This is a genomic window from Pseudomonas sp. HY2-MNA-CIBAN-0224, assembly GCF_040310285.1.
Taxonomy (GTDB): Bacteria; Pseudomonadota; Gammaproteobacteria; order Pseudomonadales; family Pseudomonadaceae; genus Aquipseudomonas; species Aquipseudomonas helleri.
This window is the reverse complement of record NZ_JBEOPQ010000012.1, coordinates 1-20,646: the sequence shown is the minus strand read 5'-3', so window position 1 is coordinate 20,646 and position 20,646 is coordinate 1. Positions and strand designations below refer to the sequence as shown.

General features: G+C 62.1%; 16 protein-coding genes and 1 pseudogene. 12 read left to right on the top strand and 5 right to left on the bottom strand.

The genetic code is table 11. The features are described from left to right. Positions 1 to 310: 310 nt before the first annotated feature. From AAEZ03_RS08560 to AAEZ03_RS08550, 3 genes are read right to left on the bottom strand one after another with little or no spacing between them, the layout of a single operon-like run. Entirely contained in the window at positions 311 to 1,054 is a 744-nt protein-coding gene (locus AAEZ03_RS08560) for a PAS domain-containing protein (RefSeq protein WP_350577716.1), read from the bottom strand. Further along, entirely contained in the window at positions 1,055 to 1,714 is a 660-nt protein-coding gene (locus AAEZ03_RS08555) for a response regulator (RefSeq protein ID WP_153334131.1), read from the bottom strand. After that, entirely contained in the window at positions 1,683 to 2,828 is a 1,146-nt protein-coding gene (locus AAEZ03_RS08550; protein ID WP_350577713.1) for an ATP-binding protein, read from the bottom strand. Before AAEZ03_RS08550 ends, AAEZ03_RS08555 begins: the two co-directional genes overlap by 32 nt. Before the next feature lie 202 nt (positions 2,829 to 3,030). On the opposite strand from AAEZ03_RS08550, the gene AAEZ03_RS08545 reads away from it, so the two are divergent. From AAEZ03_RS08545 to AAEZ03_RS08500, 10 genes and pseudogenes are all read left to right on the top strand, one after another. Further along, positions 3,031 to 3,543, top strand: a complete 513-nt coding sequence (locus AAEZ03_RS08545; protein WP_350577710.1) for a dimethylamine monooxygenase subunit DmmA family protein — start codon at positions 3,031 to 3,033, stop codon at positions 3,541 to 3,543. Further along, positions 3,540 to 4,466 (top strand): PDR/VanB family oxidoreductase, encoded by a 927-nt coding sequence (locus AAEZ03_RS08540; RefSeq protein ID WP_350577707.1) that lies wholly within the window; start codon positions 3,540 to 3,542, stop codon positions 4,464 to 4,466. Before AAEZ03_RS08545 ends, AAEZ03_RS08540 begins: the two co-directional genes overlap by 4 nt. Positions 4,467 to 4,478: 12 nt before the next feature. Further along, positions 4,479 to 5,495, top strand: coding sequence for a heme-dependent oxidative N-demethylase family protein (locus AAEZ03_RS08535; RefSeq protein WP_282364463.1), 1,017 nt, complete (start codon positions 4,479 to 4,481; stop codon positions 5,493 to 5,495). Between the two features lie 41 nt (positions 5,496 to 5,536). Next, a complete protein-coding gene (locus AAEZ03_RS08530; RefSeq protein ID WP_350577704.1) occupies positions 5,537 to 6,667 on the top strand; it encodes an aminomethyl transferase family protein in 1,131 nt (376 codons plus the stop codon). 31 nt (positions 6,668 to 6,698) lie between these two features. Next, the gene (gene purU, locus AAEZ03_RS08525) at positions 6,699 to 7,565 is read left to right on the top strand and encodes a formyltetrahydrofolate deformylase (RefSeq protein WP_048369128.1); all 867 of its coding nucleotides are present in this window, start codon (positions 6,699 to 6,701) and stop codon (positions 7,563 to 7,565) included. Between the two features lie 26 nt (positions 7,566 to 7,591). Next, entirely contained in the window at positions 7,592 to 8,959 is a 1,368-nt protein-coding gene (locus AAEZ03_RS08520; protein WP_350577700.1) for a trimethylamine monooxygenase, read from the top strand. Positions 8,960 to 8,974: 15 nt separating this feature from the next. After that, positions 8,975 to 11,317 (top strand): annotated as a pseudogene (locus tag AAEZ03_RS08515) (trimethylamine N-oxide demethylase). Positions 11,318 to 11,381: 64 nt separating this feature from the next. Next, a complete protein-coding gene (locus AAEZ03_RS08510) occupies positions 11,382 to 13,064 on the top strand; it encodes an APC family permease (RefSeq protein WP_350577697.1) in 1,683 nt (560 codons plus the stop codon). A gap of 33 nt (positions 13,065 to 13,097) precedes the next feature. After that, entirely contained in the window at positions 13,098 to 14,048 is a 951-nt protein-coding gene (locus AAEZ03_RS08505; protein ID WP_502947916.1) for a bifunctional 5,10-methylenetetrahydrofolate dehydrogenase/5,10-methenyltetrahydrofolate cyclohydrolase, read from the top strand. 258 nt (positions 14,049 to 14,306) lie between these two features. Continuing rightward, positions 14,307 to 14,585, top strand: a complete 279-nt coding sequence (locus tag AAEZ03_RS08500; protein ID WP_048369134.1) for a hypothetical protein — start codon at positions 14,307 to 14,309, stop codon at positions 14,583 to 14,585. Here the strand turns inward: AAEZ03_RS08500 and AAEZ03_RS08495 are convergent. Both AAEZ03_RS08495 and AAEZ03_RS08490 read right to left on the bottom strand, forming a co-directional pair. Further along, positions 14,582 to 16,942, bottom strand: a complete 2,361-nt coding sequence (locus AAEZ03_RS08495; RefSeq protein WP_502947915.1) for a DNA polymerase II — start codon at positions 16,940 to 16,942, stop codon at positions 14,582 to 14,584. The two genes, AAEZ03_RS08500 and AAEZ03_RS08495, sit on opposite strands and share 4 nt — an antisense overlap. 13 nt (positions 16,943 to 16,955) lie before the next feature. Further along, complete coding sequence (locus AAEZ03_RS08490) at positions 16,956 to 17,309, bottom strand: hypothetical protein (protein ID WP_153434738.1); 354 nt, start codon at positions 17,307 to 17,309, stop codon at positions 16,956 to 16,958. Positions 17,310 to 17,604: 295 nt separating this feature from the next. Here AAEZ03_RS08490 and gudD point away from each other — a divergent pair, with 295 nt between their 5' ends. Next, complete coding sequence (gudD, locus tag AAEZ03_RS08485) at positions 17,605 to 18,954, top strand: glucarate dehydratase (protein WP_350577688.1); 1,350 nt, start codon at positions 17,605 to 17,607, stop codon at positions 18,952 to 18,954. Positions 18,955 to 18,994: 40 nt separating this feature from the next. After that, positions 18,995 to 20,578 carry an aldehyde dehydrogenase (NADP(+)) gene (locus AAEZ03_RS08480; RefSeq protein ID WP_350577685.1) on the top strand — a complete coding sequence of 528 codons (1,584 nt, stop codon included), beginning with the start codon at positions 18,995 to 18,997 and terminating at the stop codon, positions 20,576 to 20,578. The last annotated feature ends 68 nt before the right edge of the window (positions 20,579 to 20,646 follow it).

The following is a 20,646-nucleotide window of genomic DNA, read 5'->3' as shown; positions in this document are numbered from 1 at the left end:
CCGCGATACGGCCAGGGATGGCCGATCGCGGCGGGCCCACGGAGCAGGGCCTGTGGTGAGGGCATGCCGAGCCACAGCGAGGCACCGAGGGGTTGGGGCAAAAAGCGTTTGGTTACTTTGCGCTTTTCAAAGTGGCACGGCGTAAGGCCGGAACCCTAAGTGGCCGTTGCCGCAGCAACGGATATGTACTCAAATCAAGAGCAACCCTCACCCTAGCCCTCTCCCGAAGGAGAGGGAACCAATTGGGGGATGCTGAAGATATTCAGTGGCCTGTTTGCTGCGCGGCAGCACGGTGTTGTAGACGAGCCCCTTATGTGCCTCGTTCGAAAATAGCGCCCTCGATGCCCAGTACTTCGCGGGTGTCGGCATAGATGCCCACGCCCTTCTCCCAGACTTTTTTGATCACGCCATCCGCGCAGCGAATGCGATAGCTCAATTCAAAAGGTTCGCAACGCGTCAGGGCGTATTGCACTTCGCGCCAGACGTAGTCGGCGTCTTCTTCCAGGATCAAGCTGTTGTAGGTGAATTCATGGTTGTCCACCAGACGCTCCGGCGGGTAGCCGGTCAGGCGCAAGCACCCGGCGCTGACAAATTCCATGGTCCAGTCACGGTTGTTGCGCCCGCGATAAATCAACCCCGGCATGCTGTCGAGCAAGCTGGCGCTGCTGCGCTGGCTGGCCTGCAGGGCAATCTCGCGGCGTTTGTGTGCGGTGACGTCGCCTGCCACCAGATAAAACCCGGCAGGCCCACGCTTGAGGCTCACCTCCAGCCAGCGCAATTCGCCTGAGGGGTGAACAAAGCGCAAGCGCTGGCTGAACGTGGTAGCCGGGCGCCGTTGCAACTCCAGCAGGGCCTGACGCCATAACGAGCGGTCTTCACGGTGTACGTAGTCGATCAGGTTGCGCTGTGCCGACGGCTGGTCCATCAACTCGACCCAGGCGCGGTTGAAATGAACGATTTGCCCGTTGTCGCGCAGCTCCAGCAGCGCCGCCGCAAAACCATCCATCAGCGCCCACGACGGCACCTGCGGCTGTGTTTCTCGTCGTTCCATCATTTAATGACGCTCCTCGGACCGGTTCGATGCACCGTTATGCACCCAGGCTGCCAGTTCGAGGCGTGAGTGCAGGCTGAGCTTTTGCAGCAGGTTCTTCACATAGATCTTCACCGTGCCGTCGCTGATCCCGAGTTTGCGGCCGATCTGTTTATTGCTCATGCCCGCCGCAATCAGCGCCAGAGTCTGGCCTTCACGCTCGGTCAGGTGACTTGTGTCCAACGGATCGCACACACTCACCGCCTCGTTTTGATCGGCAAGCAAAGCGATCAAGGTGGAATCCAGAACAATCGCGCCCTTGTTGCAATTGCGCATGTAGGCCAGCAAGGCATCGGGTTCGGTTTCTTTGAGCACATAACCGCTGGCGCCCAAGCGCAAGGCACTGAGCAACTCGCTACGGTCCATCGACGCGGTCAGCACCACGATCTGGCACTCCAGGCGCAACTGGCGCAGTTCGTCGAGCACTTGCAAGCCGCTCAGGCCGGGCATGTGCAAATCCAGCAGGACTTGCTGCGGTGCCAGACTGACGGCCAGGTTGATGCCCTCGCGCCCACTCGCAGCCTGCCCGACCACTTCGAAGTCGTCACTGGCACTGAACAGCTGCGCCAGGCCCTTGCGAAACAGCGGATGATCATCGATCAGCAATAAGGTGGTGCTCTGCATCGAAACTCCCCTCTGGCACGTCTGGATGGCCGACCAGCGCAAGGTGCACACGCACCCCGTGCGGGCGGTTGGCGTCGATGCTCAAACGTGCGCCAATGCTGGCCGCCCGCTCGCGGATGATCGCCAGACCAAAATGGTTTTCTTCACCGGATGCAGGGCTCAGGCCGATGCCGTCGTCTTCGACCGACACCGATACCTCGCCGCCCTGGCTTTGCCGCAGTTCAATGCGCACATGCCGCGCGTGCGAGTGACGCACTGCATTGGCCAGCGCCTCGCGGATGATCTGCAGCACCTGCAATTCGGTTTCCGCGCTCAAGGCGTTGTCGGCCAGGCGGTTATCCAGCTCGAAGACGATGATGCAACGCCGGGAAAACTCTGCCACCGAGTCCGCCAGGGCTTGGCGCAACGAGCGCCCGTCCATGGTCAGGCGGGCGCTCGTGATCAGTTCGCGCACCTGGCGCTGTAACTGGCTCAAACCGCTGCGCAGTTCCTGGAGTACCGCGCCCGCCTGCTCAGGCGTGTTGATCTGCGCGTGCAGCACCCGCGCCTGAAACGACAGATAACCCAACTGCTGGGCCACGGAGTCGTGCAGCTCGCGGGCCAGAGCCGCGTGCTGCGAGGTGGCCTGCTTGCGCTGTTGCTCCCGGCTGTAGCCGCGCACGCGCAGGGTGACGCTGACCCCCTGGGCAACTTCGTTCAACAACTGGCGCCAACTGCCATCGGCCGCCCGCGGGGTGTCCAGCAACAGCCAGCCCGATGGCACATCGGCGGCGGCCGCCGTGGCGCACAACAGCCGCTGCACGCCACGCCGCCGACACGGGACACAGGCATGCGCGGTGTCAATAGCCGGATGATCAAGCAAGGGGCAACCGGCCACTGCCGGGCAACGCTTGAGCACACCACAGTGCGCAGTCTGCGGCCCCTCCTCGGCGAGCATCAGATCAAGTCTGGCCATCGGTAGCAGTGCTTCAAAACGGTCCAAAAAATCGTTCACGGCACTGTCCACGTGCAACTGACTCAAGGGCAGTTCGATCAGCAGCTTGCGCACGCTGCTTGCCTGTTCAGGGCGGACACGCCCCAACCAGAGCGACCACCATCGCGATCGTGTTTGCACTCTCGTTAACTCCCTGTGAACCCACGCAAACACGAGCAACTTCCGTGCCCCGGAGGCCCGCCACGCTTGGCTTATCTCCAAAGAGGTAGCCCTTTGGCCAGATTGAGAAGATTTTCCCCTTAGGAAACTATCTTCCCCAACAGGAAACACAAAACGCCACTTTCGCCCTGTTTACCGGGGTGGATCAGCCAGGACAGCCCACATGACGGATAGCCTCAATGCCGCCCTCGAGCAACGCCACAGCCTGCCGCGCTATCAGGCAGCGCCCCTTGGCGCCAATGCCCGCCAGCACCTCGTGGTCATGCAAAGCACCGCAGCCAGTGCGCCCTTTGTCAGCGAACTGGATCCGGCTCAGGTGTTGAACGCCGAGCACCCGGACTTTGCCCGACGCCTGCAACAGCTTCTGGGCAGCGCCACGGTGGGCAGCCACCTCTACGTGATGGGCGACGAAGCGTTTATGTGGCGCATCCACGGCCTGGCCCGCGACGCCGGGCTCGAAGAACAGGAAATCGACCTCAGCCACACCCTCAGCGGCCCGCGCCAGGTGTATTGCGTGCATTGCGGCCTGCTCCAGGCCGCCTCACCCAACGCGCAACTGGCGTGCCTGGGCTGTGACGTCGAGCTGGAAGTGCGCGAGCATTTTTCCCGGCGGCTGGGCGCCTACATCGGCGTGTGCCGCAACCCGGACCAGCCGTATGCAGGAGCTCACTCATGAGCCGCCCGCTCCAGGTGCAGGTCAGCGCCACGCGGATGCTCACTCAAGCGGTGCGCGAGTTCACCTTCACGCCGTGCTCGGGCCACTTGCCCGCGTTCTCCCCCGGCAGCCATGTGCAAGTCCATTTACCGTTGGCCGCAGGCACGTTGCGCAATGCCTATTCCCTGACCAGCGATCCGGCCGACAACCGCCATTACCGGATTGCCGTGCGCCTGCAAGAACACTCACGTGGCGGCTCGCGTTTTCTGCACCGCGAGGTGCAGGTGGGCGACACCCTGCAACTGTCGGCCCCGGCCAACCTGTTTGCCCTGCACTCGACCGCCAGCCTGCACATACTGATTGCCGGTGGCATCGGCATCACCCCGTTCATGGCCTATATCGCGGCCCTGGAACAGCGCCAGGCAAACTTCGAATTGCACTACGTGTATCGCCAGGGCCAGAGCGATGCCTACGTCGACGAGTTGCAACAGCGCCTTGGCACGCGCCTGCACACCTATAACCAACGACCCGAACTGAACCACATCCTGCGCGAGCGACCGCTGGGCAGCCACGTTTACAGCTGCGGCCCGCAACCCTTGCTCGATGCCGTTCGCCAGCAGGCTAACGCCCTCGGTTGGCCCGCACAGCGGGTGCACTGGGAGGCCTTCAGTGCAGCGCAGCCCGGCCAGCCGTTTGACCTTAACCTGCTGCGCAGCGCCCGGCAACTGCGGGTCGGCGCCGAGCAAAGCCTGCTCGAAGCCCTGGAAGCTGCCGGGCTCAACGTGCCCAACCTGTGCCGTGGAGGTGTGTGCGGCCAATGCAAGGTGCGCCACAGCGGTGGCGTCATCGAGCACCGCGACAGTTATCTGAGCCCCGCCGAGCAAGCCGAATTCTTAATGCCCTGCGTCTCGCGCGGCCACCCTTGCGTCTCGCTGGATCTCTAGGAGGAGTCGACCATGCTCACCCCATCAAGCCCCGTGCTCAGCTACCGCGACGACTTCAGCTTTCGCAATAGCCCGGCCGCCATTCGCCGCTTCCCTTTCCCGTTCACCGAAGACAGCTACCTGTACTCGGTGAACATCGAACCCGCCACCTCCCGTGACCCCGGTTCGATTTATCACTGCGCGTTCGACATCGACGAACACTACCGCTCGGAAATGGCCGAACGCGCCCAGGTGCTGGACAAAGACCCGCGCCGTTATCTGGTCCTGCCACACATGCAGGTAGCCGCTTGGGATGCCCTGCAATTACTGATGGAAAGCCTTGCCGCCGATTACCCGCAGTGGTTCGTGCTCAATCGTGACGGCGAGCGCTGGCACTGGCGCAACCTGTTGCTGGACATTGATCAGCACTTTGTTTTCGGGGACGCCAGCAGCTTGCCGTGCGAGCCGCTGGAGTTTATCGGGCGCCAGGTACAAGGCGACTTCGCCCTGCTCGATCAACGTGACAACGACTTGTTTATGGATGCGGGCATCGTCACCAGCCCGGCCGACTGGTCGCTGGCCTTTGACGCCGGCATGAGCTTCAAACAGTGGCATTCGCCGGTGCCGATGGCCCATCAAATGGGCATTTTCGAACGGGCCCTGAAATACCTGCTCAACCTGCAAACAGGCCAGCCGGTTCGGCGCCTGAACTGGACGCTGACGATCAAGCCGCGTCTGGATTCATCACCCGAGACCTTTCACGAATGGGGCGCCGACCGCGGCCGCATCACCGCTGACAACGTCGGCCAGGAGGTGCACCTGCGCGTCGAGCTGCAAGTGATGCTGCGCCTGCCGCGCAGCAACGCGGTGATGTTCAGCATTCGTACCTACCTGATCAGCCTGCAAGAACTGGTGACCCAGCCCGGCTGGGGTTGCCGCCTGCATCGGGTGCTGCGCGACCTGCCCGAGCCGATTGCTGACTACAAGGGCATGACCCGCTACCGCCAGACCCTGGTCGAGTGGCTGGCGCAATTCGATCCGCAGAGTTGACCTCTGCCTCCTGACCCCTTCCTCCAGACAAGGATTTTCACATGGCACATTCATGGCGTATTTCTGCACTGGCCGAGCGTCACCGCGCACTCGGCTCCCACCTCGAAGACTGGAACGGCATGGGCACCGCCTGGACCTATGCCAGCCCGCTGGCCGATTACCATGAAGCGATCCGCACCCGCGCAGGCTTGATGGACGTCTCGGGGCTGAAAAAAGTCCACTACGTCGGCCCGCATGCCGAGAGCCTGCTGCAATGGGCGACCACCCGCGACATCGCCAAGCTCTACCCCGGCAAGTCGGTGTACGCCTCGATGCTCGACGAAGAAGGCAAGTTCGTCGATGACTGCATCGTTTACCGCACCGGGCCCAACGCGTTCATGGTGGTGCACGGCGCAGGCACCGGCTACGAAATGCTCGTGCGTTCGGCGCAAGGTCGGCAAGTGGCGGTGCTGTTCGATGACGACCTGCACGACCTGTCGCTGCAAGGGCCGCTGGCGGTAGATTTTCTGGCGGAATACGTGCCGGGCATTCGCCAGCTGCCGTACTTCCACCACCTGCAAACCCGCCTGTTTGACCGCCCGGTGATGATTTCCCGGACCGGCTACACCGGCGAGCGCGGCTACGAGATCTTCTGCAAGGCCGCCGACGCACCGGCCATCTGGGACGCGATTGTCGAGCACGGCGCCGGCATGGGCATCATCCCGTGTGCCTTCACCGCGCTGGACTGGCTGCGGGTCGAAAGCGCACTGATGTTCTTCCCGTATGACAACTCGCAAATGTACCCCTTCGCCGACCAAAAGGCCGGGGACACGCTGTGGGAGATGGGCCTGGACTTCACCGTCTCCCCTGACAAACGCGAGTTTCGCGGCGCCGAAGAGCACTTTCGTTTACGCGGCAAAGAACGCTTCAAGATCGCTGGCGTGCTGCTCGACGGCGAACGCCCCGCCGAGGCGGGCGACACCCTGTGGCAAGGCGACAAACAGGTCGGGGTCATCACCTGCGCCATGTACTCGCGCCTGAGCAAACGCTCGATGGCGATAGCCCGCCTGAGCGTCGACTGCGCTACCCCCGGCACGCCGTTGCAGGTGCGCGGCAGCCTTAATGCCAGCGCCGCCAGCCACGCCCTGCCCTTCGACGACCCGCAAAAAACCAAGCGCACGGCCAAAGGCTGATCCGCCCATTTTTTTACCCTCGGAGCCTTTGATGAACACTTCGACCGAACATTACATCCTCAAGATCAACTGCCCGGCGACCTCCGGCATCGTTGCTGCGATCAGCGACTGCCTGGCCCGCCAGCAGTGCTACATCAGTGAACTGGCGCAGTTTGACGACGAGTTCACCGGGCAGTTTTTCATGCGTGCGGTGTTCCGTTTCAACAACGGCGTCACCGGTGACATAGACGCCTTACGTGCCGGGCTGGGCGCTCTGGCCGGTGGTTTTGACATGCAGTGGCAACTGTTCTGCTCCAGTCAGCCCACCCGCGTGTTGCTGATGGTGAGCAAGTTCGACCACTGCCTGACCGACCTGTTGTACCGCCACCGCAAGGGCGAACTGGACATGCAGATCACCGCCGTGGTGTCCAACCATCTGGACCTGCGGGCCATGGCCGAGCGCGAAGGCATTCGCTTCATTTACCTGCCTATCAGCAAAGACAACAAGGCCCGCCAGGAAGCCGAGCTGATGCGCATTGTCGACGAGACCGGAACTGACCTGGTGGTGCTCGCCCGCTACATGCAGATCCTGTCTGACACCTTGTGCCAGCAACTGTCGGGCCGGGCGATCAACATTCATCACTCGTTCCTCCCCGGTTTCAAAGGCGCCAAGCCCTATCACCAGGCGTACGACCGTGGCGTCAAGTTGATCGGCGCCACTGCCCACTACGTGACCAGCGACCTCGACGAAGGGCCGATCATCGAGCAGGAAATCCAGCGCGTTGATCACACCCACCTGCCCGACTCGCTGGTCGCCATCGGCCGCGACACCGAAACCGTGGCCCTTTCCAAAGCGCTGAAGTACCACCTGGAACACCGGGTGTTCATCAACCAGGACAAGACAGTGATCTTTCGCTGATTTCCCCTTTTACCCGAGGCACGATCATGACCTTACGCGTGGCAATCATCGGTGCCGGCCCTTGCGGCATGGCGCAACTTCGAGCCTTCCAGTCGGCCCGTGACAAGGGCGCCGAGATCCCCGAGCTGGTGTGTTACGAGAAGCAAAACGATTGGGGCGGCATGTGGAACTACACCTGGCGCACCGGCCTGGATGAAAACGGCGAGCCGGTGCACGGCAGCATGTACCGCTACCTGTGGTCGAACGGGCCGAAAGAGTGCCTGGAGTTCGCCGACTACACCTTCGAAGAGCATTTTGGTCGCCCCATCGCCTCGTACCCGCCCCGTGAAGTGCTGTGGGACTACATCAAGGGCCGGGTCGAAAAAGCCGGAGTGCGCGACTACATCCGCTTCAACAATGCGGTGCGCCAAGTGACTTTCGATGAGGCCAGCCAGCGCTTTACCGTGCAGGCCCACGACTACAACAGCGACACATTGACCAGCGAGCAGTTCGACTACGTGATCAACGCCTGCGGGCACTTTTCTACGCCCAAGGTCCCGTACTTCGAAGGCTTCGAGCAATTCGCCGGGCGCATCCTGCACGCCCATGATTTTCGCGAAGCGCTGGAATTCAAGGGCAAGGACCTGCTGATTGTCGGCAGCAGCTACTCAGCCGAAGACATCGGTTCGCAATGCTACAAATACGGGGCACGGAGCATTACCAGTTGCTATCGCACCGCGCCCATGGGCTATGCCTGGCCGGACAACTGGGAAGAAAAACCGCAGCTGCAACGCCTGGAAAACAACCGCGCCTGGTTTGCCGATGGCAGCAGCAAGCACATCGATGCGGTGATTCTGTGCACCGGCTACAAGCATCATTTCCCGTTCCTGCCCGACGAATTGAGCCTCAAGACCGACAACCGCTTGTGGCCGATGAACCTTTACAAGGGCGTGTTCTGGGAACCCAACCCGCGCCTGATCTACCTTGGCATGCAAGACCAGTGGTACTCGTTCAACATGTTCGACGCCCAGGCCTGGTACGCCCGCGATGTGATTCTGGGGCGCATTGCGTTGCCCGAACACGCGCAGAGGGTCGCCGACAGCCAGCAATGGCAGGCCCGTGAACAAACCTTGGAAACCAACCAACAGATGTTCGAATTCCAGGGCGCGTACATCCAGGAGCTGGTCAACGCCACCGATTACCCGAACTTCGACATCGCGGCGGTCAATCAAACCTTCCTGCACTGGAAGCATGACAAAGCCGAAAACATCATGGGTTATCGCGACAAGTCGTACCGCTCGCTGATAACCGGCACCCAATCGCCGCCCCACCACACGCCGTGGCTGCATGCGCTGGACGACTCCATGGCGGCGTATCTGGGCGAGCCGCCCACCACCATCAAGTCAGTCGGCTGACCCGGGAGCCTGTTAATGAATGCACCACGCATTTCCCGGCCCCACGAACCCGGGCTGTTTGCCCGGGCGCCCAATCTGGAGCGCTACCGGGTAGCGGCGGGCGGCCTGACCCTGATCGCCTTGCAACCCGGTGACAGCCTGCAAGTGATCGACCTTGAAGGCCAGCAGCCGTGTGAGCTGCTGGCGCTCACTGCGCAAGGTGCCAGCGCGTTAAGCGATTGGGGGCTGAGCGCATCGGCTGCCAACACTTACCTGCGCACCCGGCTGAGCGAGCCCACGCTGCAAGCCCGACGAATCACTCAAGCCCTGGGCAAACGCGCCATCGAGGTTAACAACCTGCCGCACCCAGCCTTGCTCTGGGGCACCGACAGCCCGGCCGGACACCAGCAGCAGTGGGTTGCCGAGGCCGAACGGCTGGTGCTCATCGCCGCCCCCGCCGAACCCACCGCGGTTGACCGCCAGTACCGGCCCAGCGAACTGCGGGTGCTGGTGACCCGGGCCAATCCCTCGGCCCTGCTGCTGCCCGCGCTGCCCGAGCCGTTGGCTGAACTGGTCGACGAATTCACCCTGCGCCCCGGCACGGCGCACAGCTATACCGTCGCCAAGGGCCAGTATGTGCAGGTACTGGATGTGGCTGGCCGGCAATGCTCTGACTTTGTCGCCCTGGACCGCAGGGCGCTGGATCGCGGCCAGGAGCTGGACCTCGACCAGACCGTGACCCGCACCCTGAACGGCAGCGCTTACCCGCTGCCCGGCCTGTTTTCGAAATTTTTCGACCGCCAGATGCAACCGATGCTCGAAGTGGTGCAAGACACCGTTGGCCGCCACGACTCCTTCGCCCTGGCCTGCGCGGCACGCTACTACGAAACCCATGGCTATTTTGGGCACGACAACTGCAGCGACAACCTGAGCCGGGTACTCGCCGCGCATGGCGTACAACCCCGCGCCGGTTGGCCGGCGATCAATTTTTTCTTTAACACCGGGATCGATGCCCACCAGCACCTGACCCTCGACGAGCCCTGGTCACGCCCCGGCGATTACGTGCTGCTGCGGGCCATGACCGACCTGGTGTGTGGCAGCACGTCGTGTCCGGACGACATCGACCCGGCAAACGGCTGGAACCCGACGGACATTCATGTCCGCATCTACAGCGAAAGGGAGCGTTTTTCCATCGCCATGAGCACTCGAGCAACGGCGGATGCCGACCCGATCCTGACCCGCGAAAGCGCATTCCACGGGCGTACCCGCGCCCTCACCAGCAGTTTTGTCGACTACCGCAACTGGTGGCTGCCACTGCGCTACGACGGCTACGGCGCCATCGAGGAATACCTCGGCTGCCGCGAGCGGGTGGCGGTGATGGACCTCACCGCCCTGCGCAAATTCGAAATCCTCGGGCCGGACGCCGAAGCCTTATTGCAGTACTGCCTGACCCGCGACGTGCGGCGTCTTGCAATCGGCTAGGTGGTGTATTCGGCCATGTGCCACGAACACGGCGGCATGCTCGACGACGGCACTCTGCTGCGGCTGGGCCAGGACAATTTTCGCTGGATCTGCGGCGAGGACTACGCCGGCGTCTGGTTGCGTGAACAAGCACTAAAACTGGGCATGAAAGTCTGGATCAAGTCCGCCAGCGAGCAGATTCACAACCTCGCCGTACAAGGTCCGCGCAGCCGCGAGCTGCTGCAACAGATGGTCTGGACCCCGCCCGGCCAGCCAAGTGTTGAAACCCTGGGCTGGTTCCGCTTTTTGGTGGGCCGCCTGGACGGTTACGACGGCTGCCCGCTGATGATTTCGCGCACGGGCTACACCGGCGAACTGGGCTTTGAGGTCTGGTGCCAGCCCGAAGATGCCGAGCGCGTCTGGGACCGGATCTGGGCGCTGGGCCAACCCTTGGGCATCGTCCCGTTGGGCCTGGAAGCACTGGACATGCTGCGCATCGAAGCCGGTCTGATTTTTGCCGGGTATGAATTCAGCGATCAGACCGATCCGTTTGAAGCCGGGATCGGCTTTTCGGTGCCGCTTAAAGGCAAAACCGATGACTTTATCGGCCGCGACGCCCTGCTGCGCCGCAGTGCCCACCCCACGCACAAGCTGGTGGGCCTGTATCTGAGCGGCAACGAAGGCGCACACCACGGCGACCCGGTCTACCGTGGCCGGGCCCAGGTCGGGGTGGTCACCAGCGCCTGCCGCTCACCGCTGCTGGGCAGCAACATTGCTTTATGCCGGGTGGATGTGGCGTGCAGCGAAGCCGGTACTGAGCTGGAAGTTGGAAAAGTCGATGGCCTGCAGAAGCGCATCAGCGCCACGGTCAGCGCAGCGATCTTCTATGACCCGGACAAGAGCCGGGTGCGTAGCTGATCGACGAACGTCACCCCACTTTGCCTGCCCCACTACCACGCAATACAGACATGGGATCAAGAAGATGGAAGCGACTACGTTCGAGGCCGTACCGCAGTCCGCCCGTTCAGTGGGCAGCCTGCAGCGAAAAATCGATTGGCGAGGGGCGTTTTGGGTCGCCAGCGGCGTGCCGGCGCTGGTGCTGTTCACCATCGGCGCCATTGCCGTAACGGTGGGCAAACCGGCCTGGATCGTGTGGATCGTGTCGATCCTGTTCGGGTTTATCCAGGCCTTCACTTACGCCGAAATTGCCGGATTGTTCCCGCATAAATCCGGCGGTGCTTCGGTGTATGGCGCCGTGGCCTGGGTGCGCTACAGCAAGCTGATTGCCCCGGTGTCGGTGTGGTGCAACTGGCTGGCCTGGTCGCCGGTGCTGTCCATCGGCTCGGGGCTGGCCGCAGGCTATATCCTGACGGCGCTGTTTCCGGCCGACTCGCTGATCAACACCTGGCAACTGACCCTGCTCGATCTGGGCTGGGTCAAGAGCGGGCTGTCGTTGCGCATCAACGCCACCTTCGCCATCGGTCTGCTGATTCTGCTGACGGTGTTTGCCGTGCAGCACGGCGGCATCCTGCGCTCGGCACGCCTGACCCTGGTGCTGGGCATGACTTCGCTGATTCCGCTGCTGCTGGTCGGTGTGGTTCCGCTGTTTACCGGCGACACCCTGCAGGCCAATTTCTTCCCGCTCTACCCGCTGGCCCACGATGCAGCCGGGCAAGTGGTCGACGGTAGCTGGAACATGTCCGGCTGGACCCTGATGGCGGGCGGGTTGTTCATGGCCGCCTGGTCGACCTACGGTTTCGAAACGGCAGTGTGCTACACCCGCGAATTCAAGGACCCGAAACGCGACACCTTCAAGGCGATTTTTTACGCGGGCGTGCTGTGTATCTTCGTCTTCACCCTGGTCCCGCTGGCGTTTCAGGGCAGCCTCGGGCTGGGCCAACTGGTGACACCGGCGGTGCTCGATGCCAGCGGTGCGGTGGTTACCCCGGCGGTCTACAGCGGTCTGTTGTCCCCTGCCATCTACAGCGGCATGGGCGTCGGCCAAGTGATGGCCGACAGCATCGGTGGCGGCAAGCTGGTGGCCAACATCGTGCTGATCATGCTGGTGCTCGCCACTTTGCTGGCGATCATGACCTCCATGTCGGGCTCGTCGCGCACTCTGTACCAAGCGTCGGTAGACGGCTGGCTGCCCAAATACCTTGGCCGCACCAATGAGCATGGTGCGCCGACAGCGGCCATGTGGACCGACCTGGGGTTCAACCTGCTGCTGTTATTGATGTCGGACTACGTGTTCGTGCTGGCGGCGTCCAACGTCAGCTACATCATCTTTAACTTCCTCAACCTCAATGCCGGCTGGATCCACCGCATGGACCGCCCGGACTGGGCCCGCCCCTACAAGGCGCCCACCCTGCTGCTGGCAGCCGGTGGCGTACTGAGCTTCGTCAACCTGGCCTGCATGGGCCTGGGCGCCGACATTTGGGGCGCGGGCACATTGCTGACAGGGCTGCTGCTGGCGCTGCTGATCCTGCCGGTGTTTTGCTTCCGCCATTACCTCCAGGACAAAGGGCGCTTCCCCGAAGCCATGCTCAACGACCTCTATATCGAGGCCGACTCGGGTCAAAAACGCGCGGGCTGGTTGCCCTACGCCACGTTGATCGCGGGTGTGCTCGTGGTCTATGGCTGCCATCAACTGGCGGTGATCTGACGTTTACGGCTGGGGCATCAGGGCACGTCCCTGATGCCCCAGCCCTTTTTAAACCTCAAGACAACGGTGATTCGATTGAACCCTTTAGCCCAGACACACGCCCGCATCATCGACGGCAAAGCCCTGTCGGCGCAGGTCCTCGACGAGGTTCGCGAAGACGTCCGCGCCCTCGCCGCACAACAAATTTACCCGGCGCTGGCGGTCCTGCTGATCGGCCAGGACCCGGCCAGCGAAGTCTACGTGCGCAACAAGCTGCTGCGGGCCAAAGACGTCGGCATCCGCTCGCTGGAGGACCGCCTGCCCGACAATGTTAGCCAGCAGCAGGTGCTGCAACTGATCCAGCGCCTCAACGCCGACCCGGGCGTGAACGGCATTCTGGTGCAACTGCCTATACCTGCGCACATCAATGAACAAGCGGTGATCCAGGCCATTGCGCCGATCAAGGACGTAGACGGGTTTCATCGTGAAAACGTTGGCGGGCTGGTGCAAGGCGACGAGGTGCTCACACCCTGCACGCCCAGCGGTTGCATGCGCCTGCTGCACGAAACCCTCGGAGACCTGAGCGGCCTGCACGCCGTGGTGGTGGGTCGCTCTAACATCGTCGGCAAGCCCATGGCGACCTTGCTGTTGCAGGCCAATTGCAGCGTCAGCGTGGTGCATTCGCGCAGCGTCGATGCTGCGGCGCTGTGCCGACTGGCGGATATCGTGGTCGCGGCCGTGGGCAGGCCGCAGATGATCGATGCCCGTTGGCTCAAGCCGGGCGCTGTGGTGATTGATGTCGGCATCAACCGCATCGACACCAGCAGCGGGCCCCGACTGGTGGGCGACGTGGATTTTGAGAGCGCGAGTCGCGTGGCCAGCGCCATCACTCCGGTACCGGGCGGTGTGGGACCGATGACCATTGCCTACCTACTGAAAAACACCCTGATCGCCAGTGAACTGCAACGCGCAGAGCGCCCCATCAGCTACCCGGCTGTCGGCTGAAACACCCATTTGTAGCCGCTGCCGAAGGCTGCGATCGGCGACACAGTCGTCGTAAATCAGCCAACGCGCTCATCCAGACAGATTCGGGGGCACAGGTTTCGCGATCGCTGCGCAATCGATCGCAGCCTCGCGGTGCTCGTCAGCGACTACAACCCCGTGGGAGCCGCCTCTTATCACCCCGGTCGTTTAAATAAAGGGGTTTGTGGCGAAAAGGAGTACCCTGCCGTCCGGCTTTTATTTTCCGCCCCAGGACCCTCTATGTTTCCCAACGCTGAACGCTATAACCATTCCACTGAATACGCCAATAAACTGGTGGACCGCATCGGTCAGACCCCGGCCTGGATTGCCCAGCGCATCGGTGTCACTGAAAAACGCATGCGCTACATTCTTGCCGGTTCGCGCACGATCAAAGGCGATACTACCGAGATTCTGATGAGTTACGCCGAGCAGTTTTGTCTGGAAAGTCTGGCCGCTGAAGCCAAGGCCGCAAAAGACCGTGCCCGTTCCAAGGCCGCGACGCCCGCCAGCGACGCTTAAAACAACCCCATCTGCCCGCCCACCAGCGCGCTGAAGTCATCGTCGACAAACACCAGAATCGCATCGGCCACGGGCTGCAACTGCCGGGTCAGGTAGTGGTCGTAGTCGACCTCGGCGGTGCGGTTTTCCAGCGGCTGCGGCCCCGCTACGGTGATGACGTAGCTGATATAGCCGCCATTCTGGTATTGCCGGGGTCGGCCTTGCTGGTCGTTGTATTCGTCTGCCAGCCGCGCCGCGCGCACGTGCGGCGGGACGTTGCGCTCGTAGTCGCTCAACGGCCGGCGCAAGCGTTTGCGGTAGATCAGCCATTCGTCATGCTGGCCCGCCAGGGTGCGCTGCACAAAATCGCGCACGTAATCCTGATATGGCTGGCGGTTGAAGATGCGCAGGTACAACGCCTGCTGAAACTGTTGCGCCAGCGGCGACCAGTCGCTGCGCACGGCTTCAAGGCCCTTGTAGACCATTTCTGCCTGCCCGTCAGGGCGCATCACCAGCCCGGCATAGCGCTTTTTACTGCCCTCTTCAGCCCCGCGAATGGTCGGCATCAAAAACCGGCTGTAGTGCGTTTCGAATTGCAGTTCCAGCGCGCTGACCAGGCCGTACTCATCGCGGACATGGGCTTGCCACCATTGGTTGACGTGCTGCACCAGTTCACGGCCGATGCGGGCGGCATCGGCTTCGCTGTGTTCGCTGCGCAGCCAGACAAAGGTCGAATCGGTGTCACCGTAGATCACGCTGTAACCCTGCGCTTCGATCAGGCCGCGGGTCTTGAGCATGATTTCATGGCCACGCAGGGTGATTGACGAGGCCAGCCGGGTGTCGAAAAAGCGGCAGCCACTGGAGCCCAGCACCCCATAAAACGAGTTCATGATGATTTTCAGCGCTTGTGACAGCGGTGCGTTTTTCTCGCGCTTGGCCACTTCCCGGCCATTGGCTATCTGCTCGATGATCGCGGGCAAACAATGCCGGGTACGGGAGAAACGCGCGCCCCGAAAGCCCGGAACCGAGTGTTCATCGTCAGGCTCTCGCAGCCCTTCTATCAGCCCCAGCGGGTCGATCAAGAACGTGCGGATGATCGACGGATACAGGCTCTTGTAGTCCAGCACCAGCACGGACTCATACAACCCCGGCTGCGACTCCATGACAAAGCCGCCGGGGCTGGCCTGCGGCGGGTTATCGCCGAGGTTGGGGGCAACATAGCCCTGGCGGTGCATCAGCGGCATGTACAAGTGGTAGAACGCCGCCACCGAACCGCCGCTGCGGTCAGCTTCCAGCCCGGTGACCGAGGCACGTTCCAGCAAAAAGGTCAGCAGCTCGGTCTTGTGGAAGATGCGCGTCACCAGTTCGCAGTCCTTGAGGTTGTAGCGCGCCAGAGCGGGCTTGTCCTCGGCAAACATGCGGTTGATTTCGTCCATGCGCTGGTAGGGGGTGCTGATGTCCTTGCCTTCACCCAACAAGGTTTGCGCGACGTTTTCCAGGCTGAACGAGGTAAACGACCAGGTCGCCGAACGCAGCGATTCGATACCGTCGATGATCAAGCGCCCCGCCGCGCTGGCGAAATAATGATTGTTGCGCGAGCCGTGCTCACGCCACTGCATTTCGCTGCCCCCACGCCCCAACAGCAGCGGGATGCCCAGGCGCCGGGCATGCTCGTGCAAGATGCGCATATCGAACTGCACAACGTTCCAGCCAATGATCGCGTCGGGGTCGTGCAGCGCCATCCAGTGGTTCAGGCGCAACAACAGGTCGCCACGGGTGGCGCAAAACTCAAGGTCGAAATCCACCGGGGTGTCGGCGTCCGTCGCCTTGCCCAGCATGTACACCTGGCGCTGGCCACAACCTTCGAGGGCAATCGAATACAGGTCGCCCTGGGCGCTGGTTTCAATGTCCAGCGAGACCAGTTTTAAACGCGGCCGATAGTCCGGGTGCGGTTTCATCCGCGTATCCAGCAGCGGGCCATCCGTTTGGGGCTGGCCGCTAAAACTCACCGGGGCGGTGATAAAACGCTCCATCAAAAAGCGTTCAGGTGGCCGAATATCGGCCTCGAACACCTCAACCCCGGCGCGGCGCAGGCGCTGGGCGATGTCGATCAATTGCCCATGCTGCTGGCTGTAAAGGCCCAGCACCGGCCGCGAGTGGAAGTCACGCAGGGCCAGCTCACGCAACTCGATATTGCGCTCATCCTGCACCAGCGCTTCGACTTGGGCACGTTGCTCCTGCGGCACAAACGCGACAGACGTCTGCACCGGCAGGCGCACGTGCTGCGGCCCCTCATCGGTGGCCAGCCAGAACTCCACTTCAACCCCTGACGGCGTATCACGCCAGTGCCGGGTCAGTACAAAGCCATGTCTCAGCACAACGAGGCGCGCCTTACAAACACGTGGCAACCATGGCCAAACGGCGCAACGCAGCGCTGTCGTTTGGCTGCTTGGCGTAATAGCTCAAGGCGGTGCCGGTGCCCTGCGGCTGCAGGTCGACAAACGACTCGGCGCCACGGGTATAAACCGTCAAACGACCGGATTTGTCTTTGTCGATATAGGCACTGGCGTCCACCCCGAAGACACCCTCGTCTTCCCAGGTGAACTTGATGCACTCGGCCACCTTCGGCGTCTCTTTGTCAGAGATCAGGGTCCGCGTGGGGGCCTGGTTGCGGGCTTCATTCATCGCCGGTGAGACACACCCCGCCAGCAAGGCCAGGCCTACAGCGCCAATCAGCATTCGCATTGAATATCCCCTCAAAAAAAGTCGCCCACGATAGCACGCGGGTACAACGGATTCATTGGCTGACAGCCAAACCACAACACATACGATGACTTGATAGAGCTTTTTAAAACCGTGCGTTTCTCAACGGGCTTACCCGGACGTAAAAGTGGCGACCCGCTTATAGAAATCACCGTTTCCGGGTCTTTTTATAACTGATTGGTTTGATTGAGGCATTGCGAGGTGAAAACTCAAGTCATATGATGTCTGTCAACTTGATTCGCCCAGCCCTGAATCTAATTCTAATAAGGACCATGCCATGACTGCCGAACACCCTCATCACGCCAGCAAAACGCCCGTGGTCACCAGCCTCCAGGTCATTCCGGTGGCTGGCCACGACAGCATGTTGCTTAACCTCAGCGGTGCCCACGGGCCTTTCTTTACCCGCAACATCGTGATCCTCAAGGACAGCAGTGGCAATGTCGGCGTGGGTGAGGTGCCGGGCGGTGAACGCATCCGTGAAACCCTGGAGGACGCCCGCAGCCTGGTGGTCGGCCAGTCCATCGGCAACTACCAGCGGGTGCTCAACACTATGCGCAGCACCTTTGCTGCCCGTGATGCCGGTGGCCGTGGCCTGCAAACCTTTGATCTGCGCATCACCATTCACGCCGTGACAGCCATGGAGTCTGCCCTGCTCGATCTGCTTGGCCAGTTCCTTGAGGTGCCGGTGGCGGCCTTGCTAGGTGAAGGCCAGCAGCGGGATGCGGTGAAGATGCTCGGCTACCTGTTTTACATCGGCGACCGCCAGCAAACCGATCTGGGATACCGCAGTGAAGACAGCGCCGATGACTGGTTTCGCCTGCGCAATGAACACGCCATGACCCCCGAAGCCGTGGTGCGACTGGCCGAAGCTGCGCAGGCCAAATATGGCTTTAACGACTTCAAGCTCAAGGGTGGCGTGCTGCGCGGCGCTGAAGAAATCGAAGCTGTGACCGCCCTGGCCGAACGCTTCCCCAACGCGCGTATCACCCTGGACCCCAACGGCGCGTGGTCGCTCAAGGAAGCCATCGCCCTGTGCCGCGACCAGCATAAAGTGCTGGCCTATGCCGAAGACCCGTGCGGCGCCGAAAACGGCTATTCCGGGCGCGAAGTGATGGCCGAGTTCCGCCGCGCCACCGGCCTGCCGACCGCCACCAACATGATCGCCACCGACTGGCGGGAAATGGGCCATGCGATCCAGTTGCAGTCGGTCGACATCCCGCTGGCCGACCCGCATTTCTGGACCATGCAAGGCTCGGTGCGGGTCGCGCAAATGTGCCACGAATGGGGCCTGACCTGGGGCTCGCACTCCAACAACCACTTTGATATTTCGCTGGCCATGTTCACCCAGGTCGCTGCTGCCGCGCCCGGCGAGATCACCGCCATTGATACCCACTGGATCTGGCAGGACGGCCAGCACCTGACCCGCGACCCGCTGCAAATCATTGACGGGGAGATCCAGGTGCCGGCCAGACCCGACCTGGGCGTCGACATCGACATGGACGCCGTCGCCAAGGCCCACGAGTTGTACAAAGGCATGGGCCTCGGCGCACGGGACGACAGCATCGCCATGCAATACATGATTCCCGGCTGGAAATTCGATAACAAAAAACCGTGTCTGGTGCGCTGAGCCGCGCTGCACGCACGCCTAATAAGTAAGGATTGAACACATGTCGACTGTTACAGGCCACAACTTTATCGCCGGTCGCCGCAGCGCCGCAGGCACCACCCTCCTTCAAAGCCTTGATGCGACCACGGGCGAAGCCCTGCCTTATCACTTTTATCAAGCTACCGCCGAAGAGGTCGACCTGGCCGCCCAGGCCGCCGATGAAGCTTTTGCGAGCTTCCGCCAACTCAGCCCCGAGCGCCGCGCCGAGTTCCTCGACGCCGTCGCCGATGAAATCGACCAGTTGGGTGACGATTTTGTCGCGCTGGTCTGCCGCGAAACTGCGCTGCCGGCCGGGCGCATTCAAGGGGAGCGTGGCCGCACTAGCGGGCAGATGCGCCTGTTTGCCAAGGTGTTGCGTCGTGGTGACTTTTTAGGCGCACGCATTGACTTGCCGCTGCCGGATCGCAAGCCGCTGCCCCGCGTAGATCTGCGCCAATACCGGATTGGTGTAGGGCCGATTGCGGTGTTCGGCGCGAGCAACTTTCCGCTGGCGTTTTCAACGGCGGGTGGCGATACCGCCGCGGCCTTTGCCGCAGGCTGCCCGGTAGTGTTCAAGGCCCACAGCGGGCACATGGCGACCGCCGATCAGGTTGGTTGCGCGATTATCCGCGCCGCCGAAAAAACCGGCATGCCCAAAGGCGTGTTCAACATGATTTTTGGCGCAGGCGTCGGCGAGCCGCTGGTCAAGCACCCGGCTATCCAGGCCGTGGGCTTTACCGGGTCGCTGCATGGCGGCAATGCCCTGAGCAAAATGGCCGCCGAGCGCGAACAGCCGATCCCGGTGTTTGCCGAGATGTCGAGCATCAACCCGGTCATCCTCCTGCCTCAAGCCCTGGCAGCACGCGCGGCCAGCATCGCCAAAGACCTGGCCGCATCGGTGACCTTGGGCGGCGGCCAGTTCTGCACCAATCCGGGCTTGGTCATCGGCGTGCGCTCGCCTGAGTTCACCGGGTTTGTGCAACAACTGACCCAATACATGAGCGAACAGGCGCCGCACACCTTGCTCAATGCCGGTGGCCTGCGCAATTACGCCAAGGGCGTCGAGCAGTTGATCAATCACGCGGGCATCAGCCATCTGGCGGGGCACGCACAGAGCGGCACGCAAGCGCAGCCACAACTATTCAAGGCCGATGTCAGCCTGCTGCTGGACAAGGACCCGTTGCTGCAAGAAGAAGTGTTTGGCCCGGCGACCTTGATCATCGAAGTGGCTGATGACGCGCAGTTAAAAGAGGCCTTGCTGGCCTTGCGCGGGCAACTGACTGCCACCCTGACTGGCGAACCGGGCGACCTGCAGCACTATCAGTGGCTGGTGCCGATCCTTGAACAAAAGGTCGGGCGTATTCTGGTCAACGGCTACCCGACCGGCGTCGAAGTGTGCGATGCCATGGTCCACGGCGGCCCTTACCCGGCCACCTCGGATGCTCGCGGTACGTCGGTGGGTTCGCTGGCAATTGATCGCTTCCTGCGCCCCGTGTGCTACCAGAACTACCCCGACACCCTGCTTCCCGCAGCGTTGCAAAACAGCAACCCGCTGGGCTTGCAGCGCTTGGTCAATGGCGAGTGGAGTGCGCGGGTGATCGATTAAAAGATCACTCTGTAGGAGCGAGCTTGCCTCGCGATCTTTTGATCTTTTAAAGATCGCGAGGCAAGCTC

Bases quoted from the DNA above. Each gene is read 5' to 3' on its own strand.
- AAEZ03_RS08520 (WP_350577700.1), top strand. From the start codon at position 7,592: ATGACCTTACGCGTGGCAATCATCGGTGCCGGCCCTTGCGGCATGGCG.
- AAEZ03_RS08540 (WP_350577707.1), top strand. From the start codon at position 3,540: ATGAGCCGCCCGCTCCAGGTGCAGGTCAGCGCCACGCGGATGCTCACT.
- AAEZ03_RS08490 (WP_153434738.1), bottom strand. From the start codon at position 17,309: ATGCGAATGCTGATTGGCGCTGTAGGCCTGGCCTTGCTGGCGGGGTGT.
- AAEZ03_RS08535 (WP_282364463.1), top strand. From the start codon at position 4,479: ATGCTCACCCCATCAAGCCCCGTGCTCAGCTACCGCGACGACTTCAGC.
- AAEZ03_RS08560 (WP_350577716.1), bottom strand. From the start codon at position 1,054: ATGATGGAACGACGAGAAACACAGCCGCAGGTGCCGTCGTGGGCGCTG.
- AAEZ03_RS08510 (WP_350577697.1), top strand. From the start codon at position 11,382: ATGGAAGCGACTACGTTCGAGGCCGTACCGCAGTCCGCCCGTTCAGTG.
- purU (WP_048369128.1), top strand. From the start codon at position 6,699: ATGAACACTTCGACCGAACATTACATCCTCAAGATCAACTGCCCGGCG.
- AAEZ03_RS08530 (WP_350577704.1), top strand. From the start codon at position 5,537: ATGGCACATTCATGGCGTATTTCTGCACTGGCCGAGCGTCACCGCGCA.
- gudD (WP_350577688.1), top strand. From the start codon at position 17,605: ATGACTGCCGAACACCCTCATCACGCCAGCAAAACGCCCGTGGTCACC.
- AAEZ03_RS08555 (WP_153334131.1), bottom strand. From the start codon at position 1,714: ATGCAGAGCACCACCTTATTGCTGATCGATGATCATCCGCTGTTTCGC.
- AAEZ03_RS08480 (WP_350577685.1), top strand. From the start codon at position 18,995: ATGTCGACTGTTACAGGCCACAACTTTATCGCCGGTCGCCGCAGCGCC.
- AAEZ03_RS08500 (WP_048369134.1), top strand. From the start codon at position 14,307: ATGTTTCCCAACGCTGAACGCTATAACCATTCCACTGAATACGCCAAT.
- AAEZ03_RS08505 (WP_502947916.1), top strand. From the start codon at position 13,098: ATGCCCCAGCCCTTTTTAAACCTCAAGACAACGGTGATTCGATTGAAC.
- AAEZ03_RS08545 (WP_350577710.1), top strand. From the start codon at position 3,031: ATGACGGATAGCCTCAATGCCGCCCTCGAGCAACGCCACAGCCTGCCG.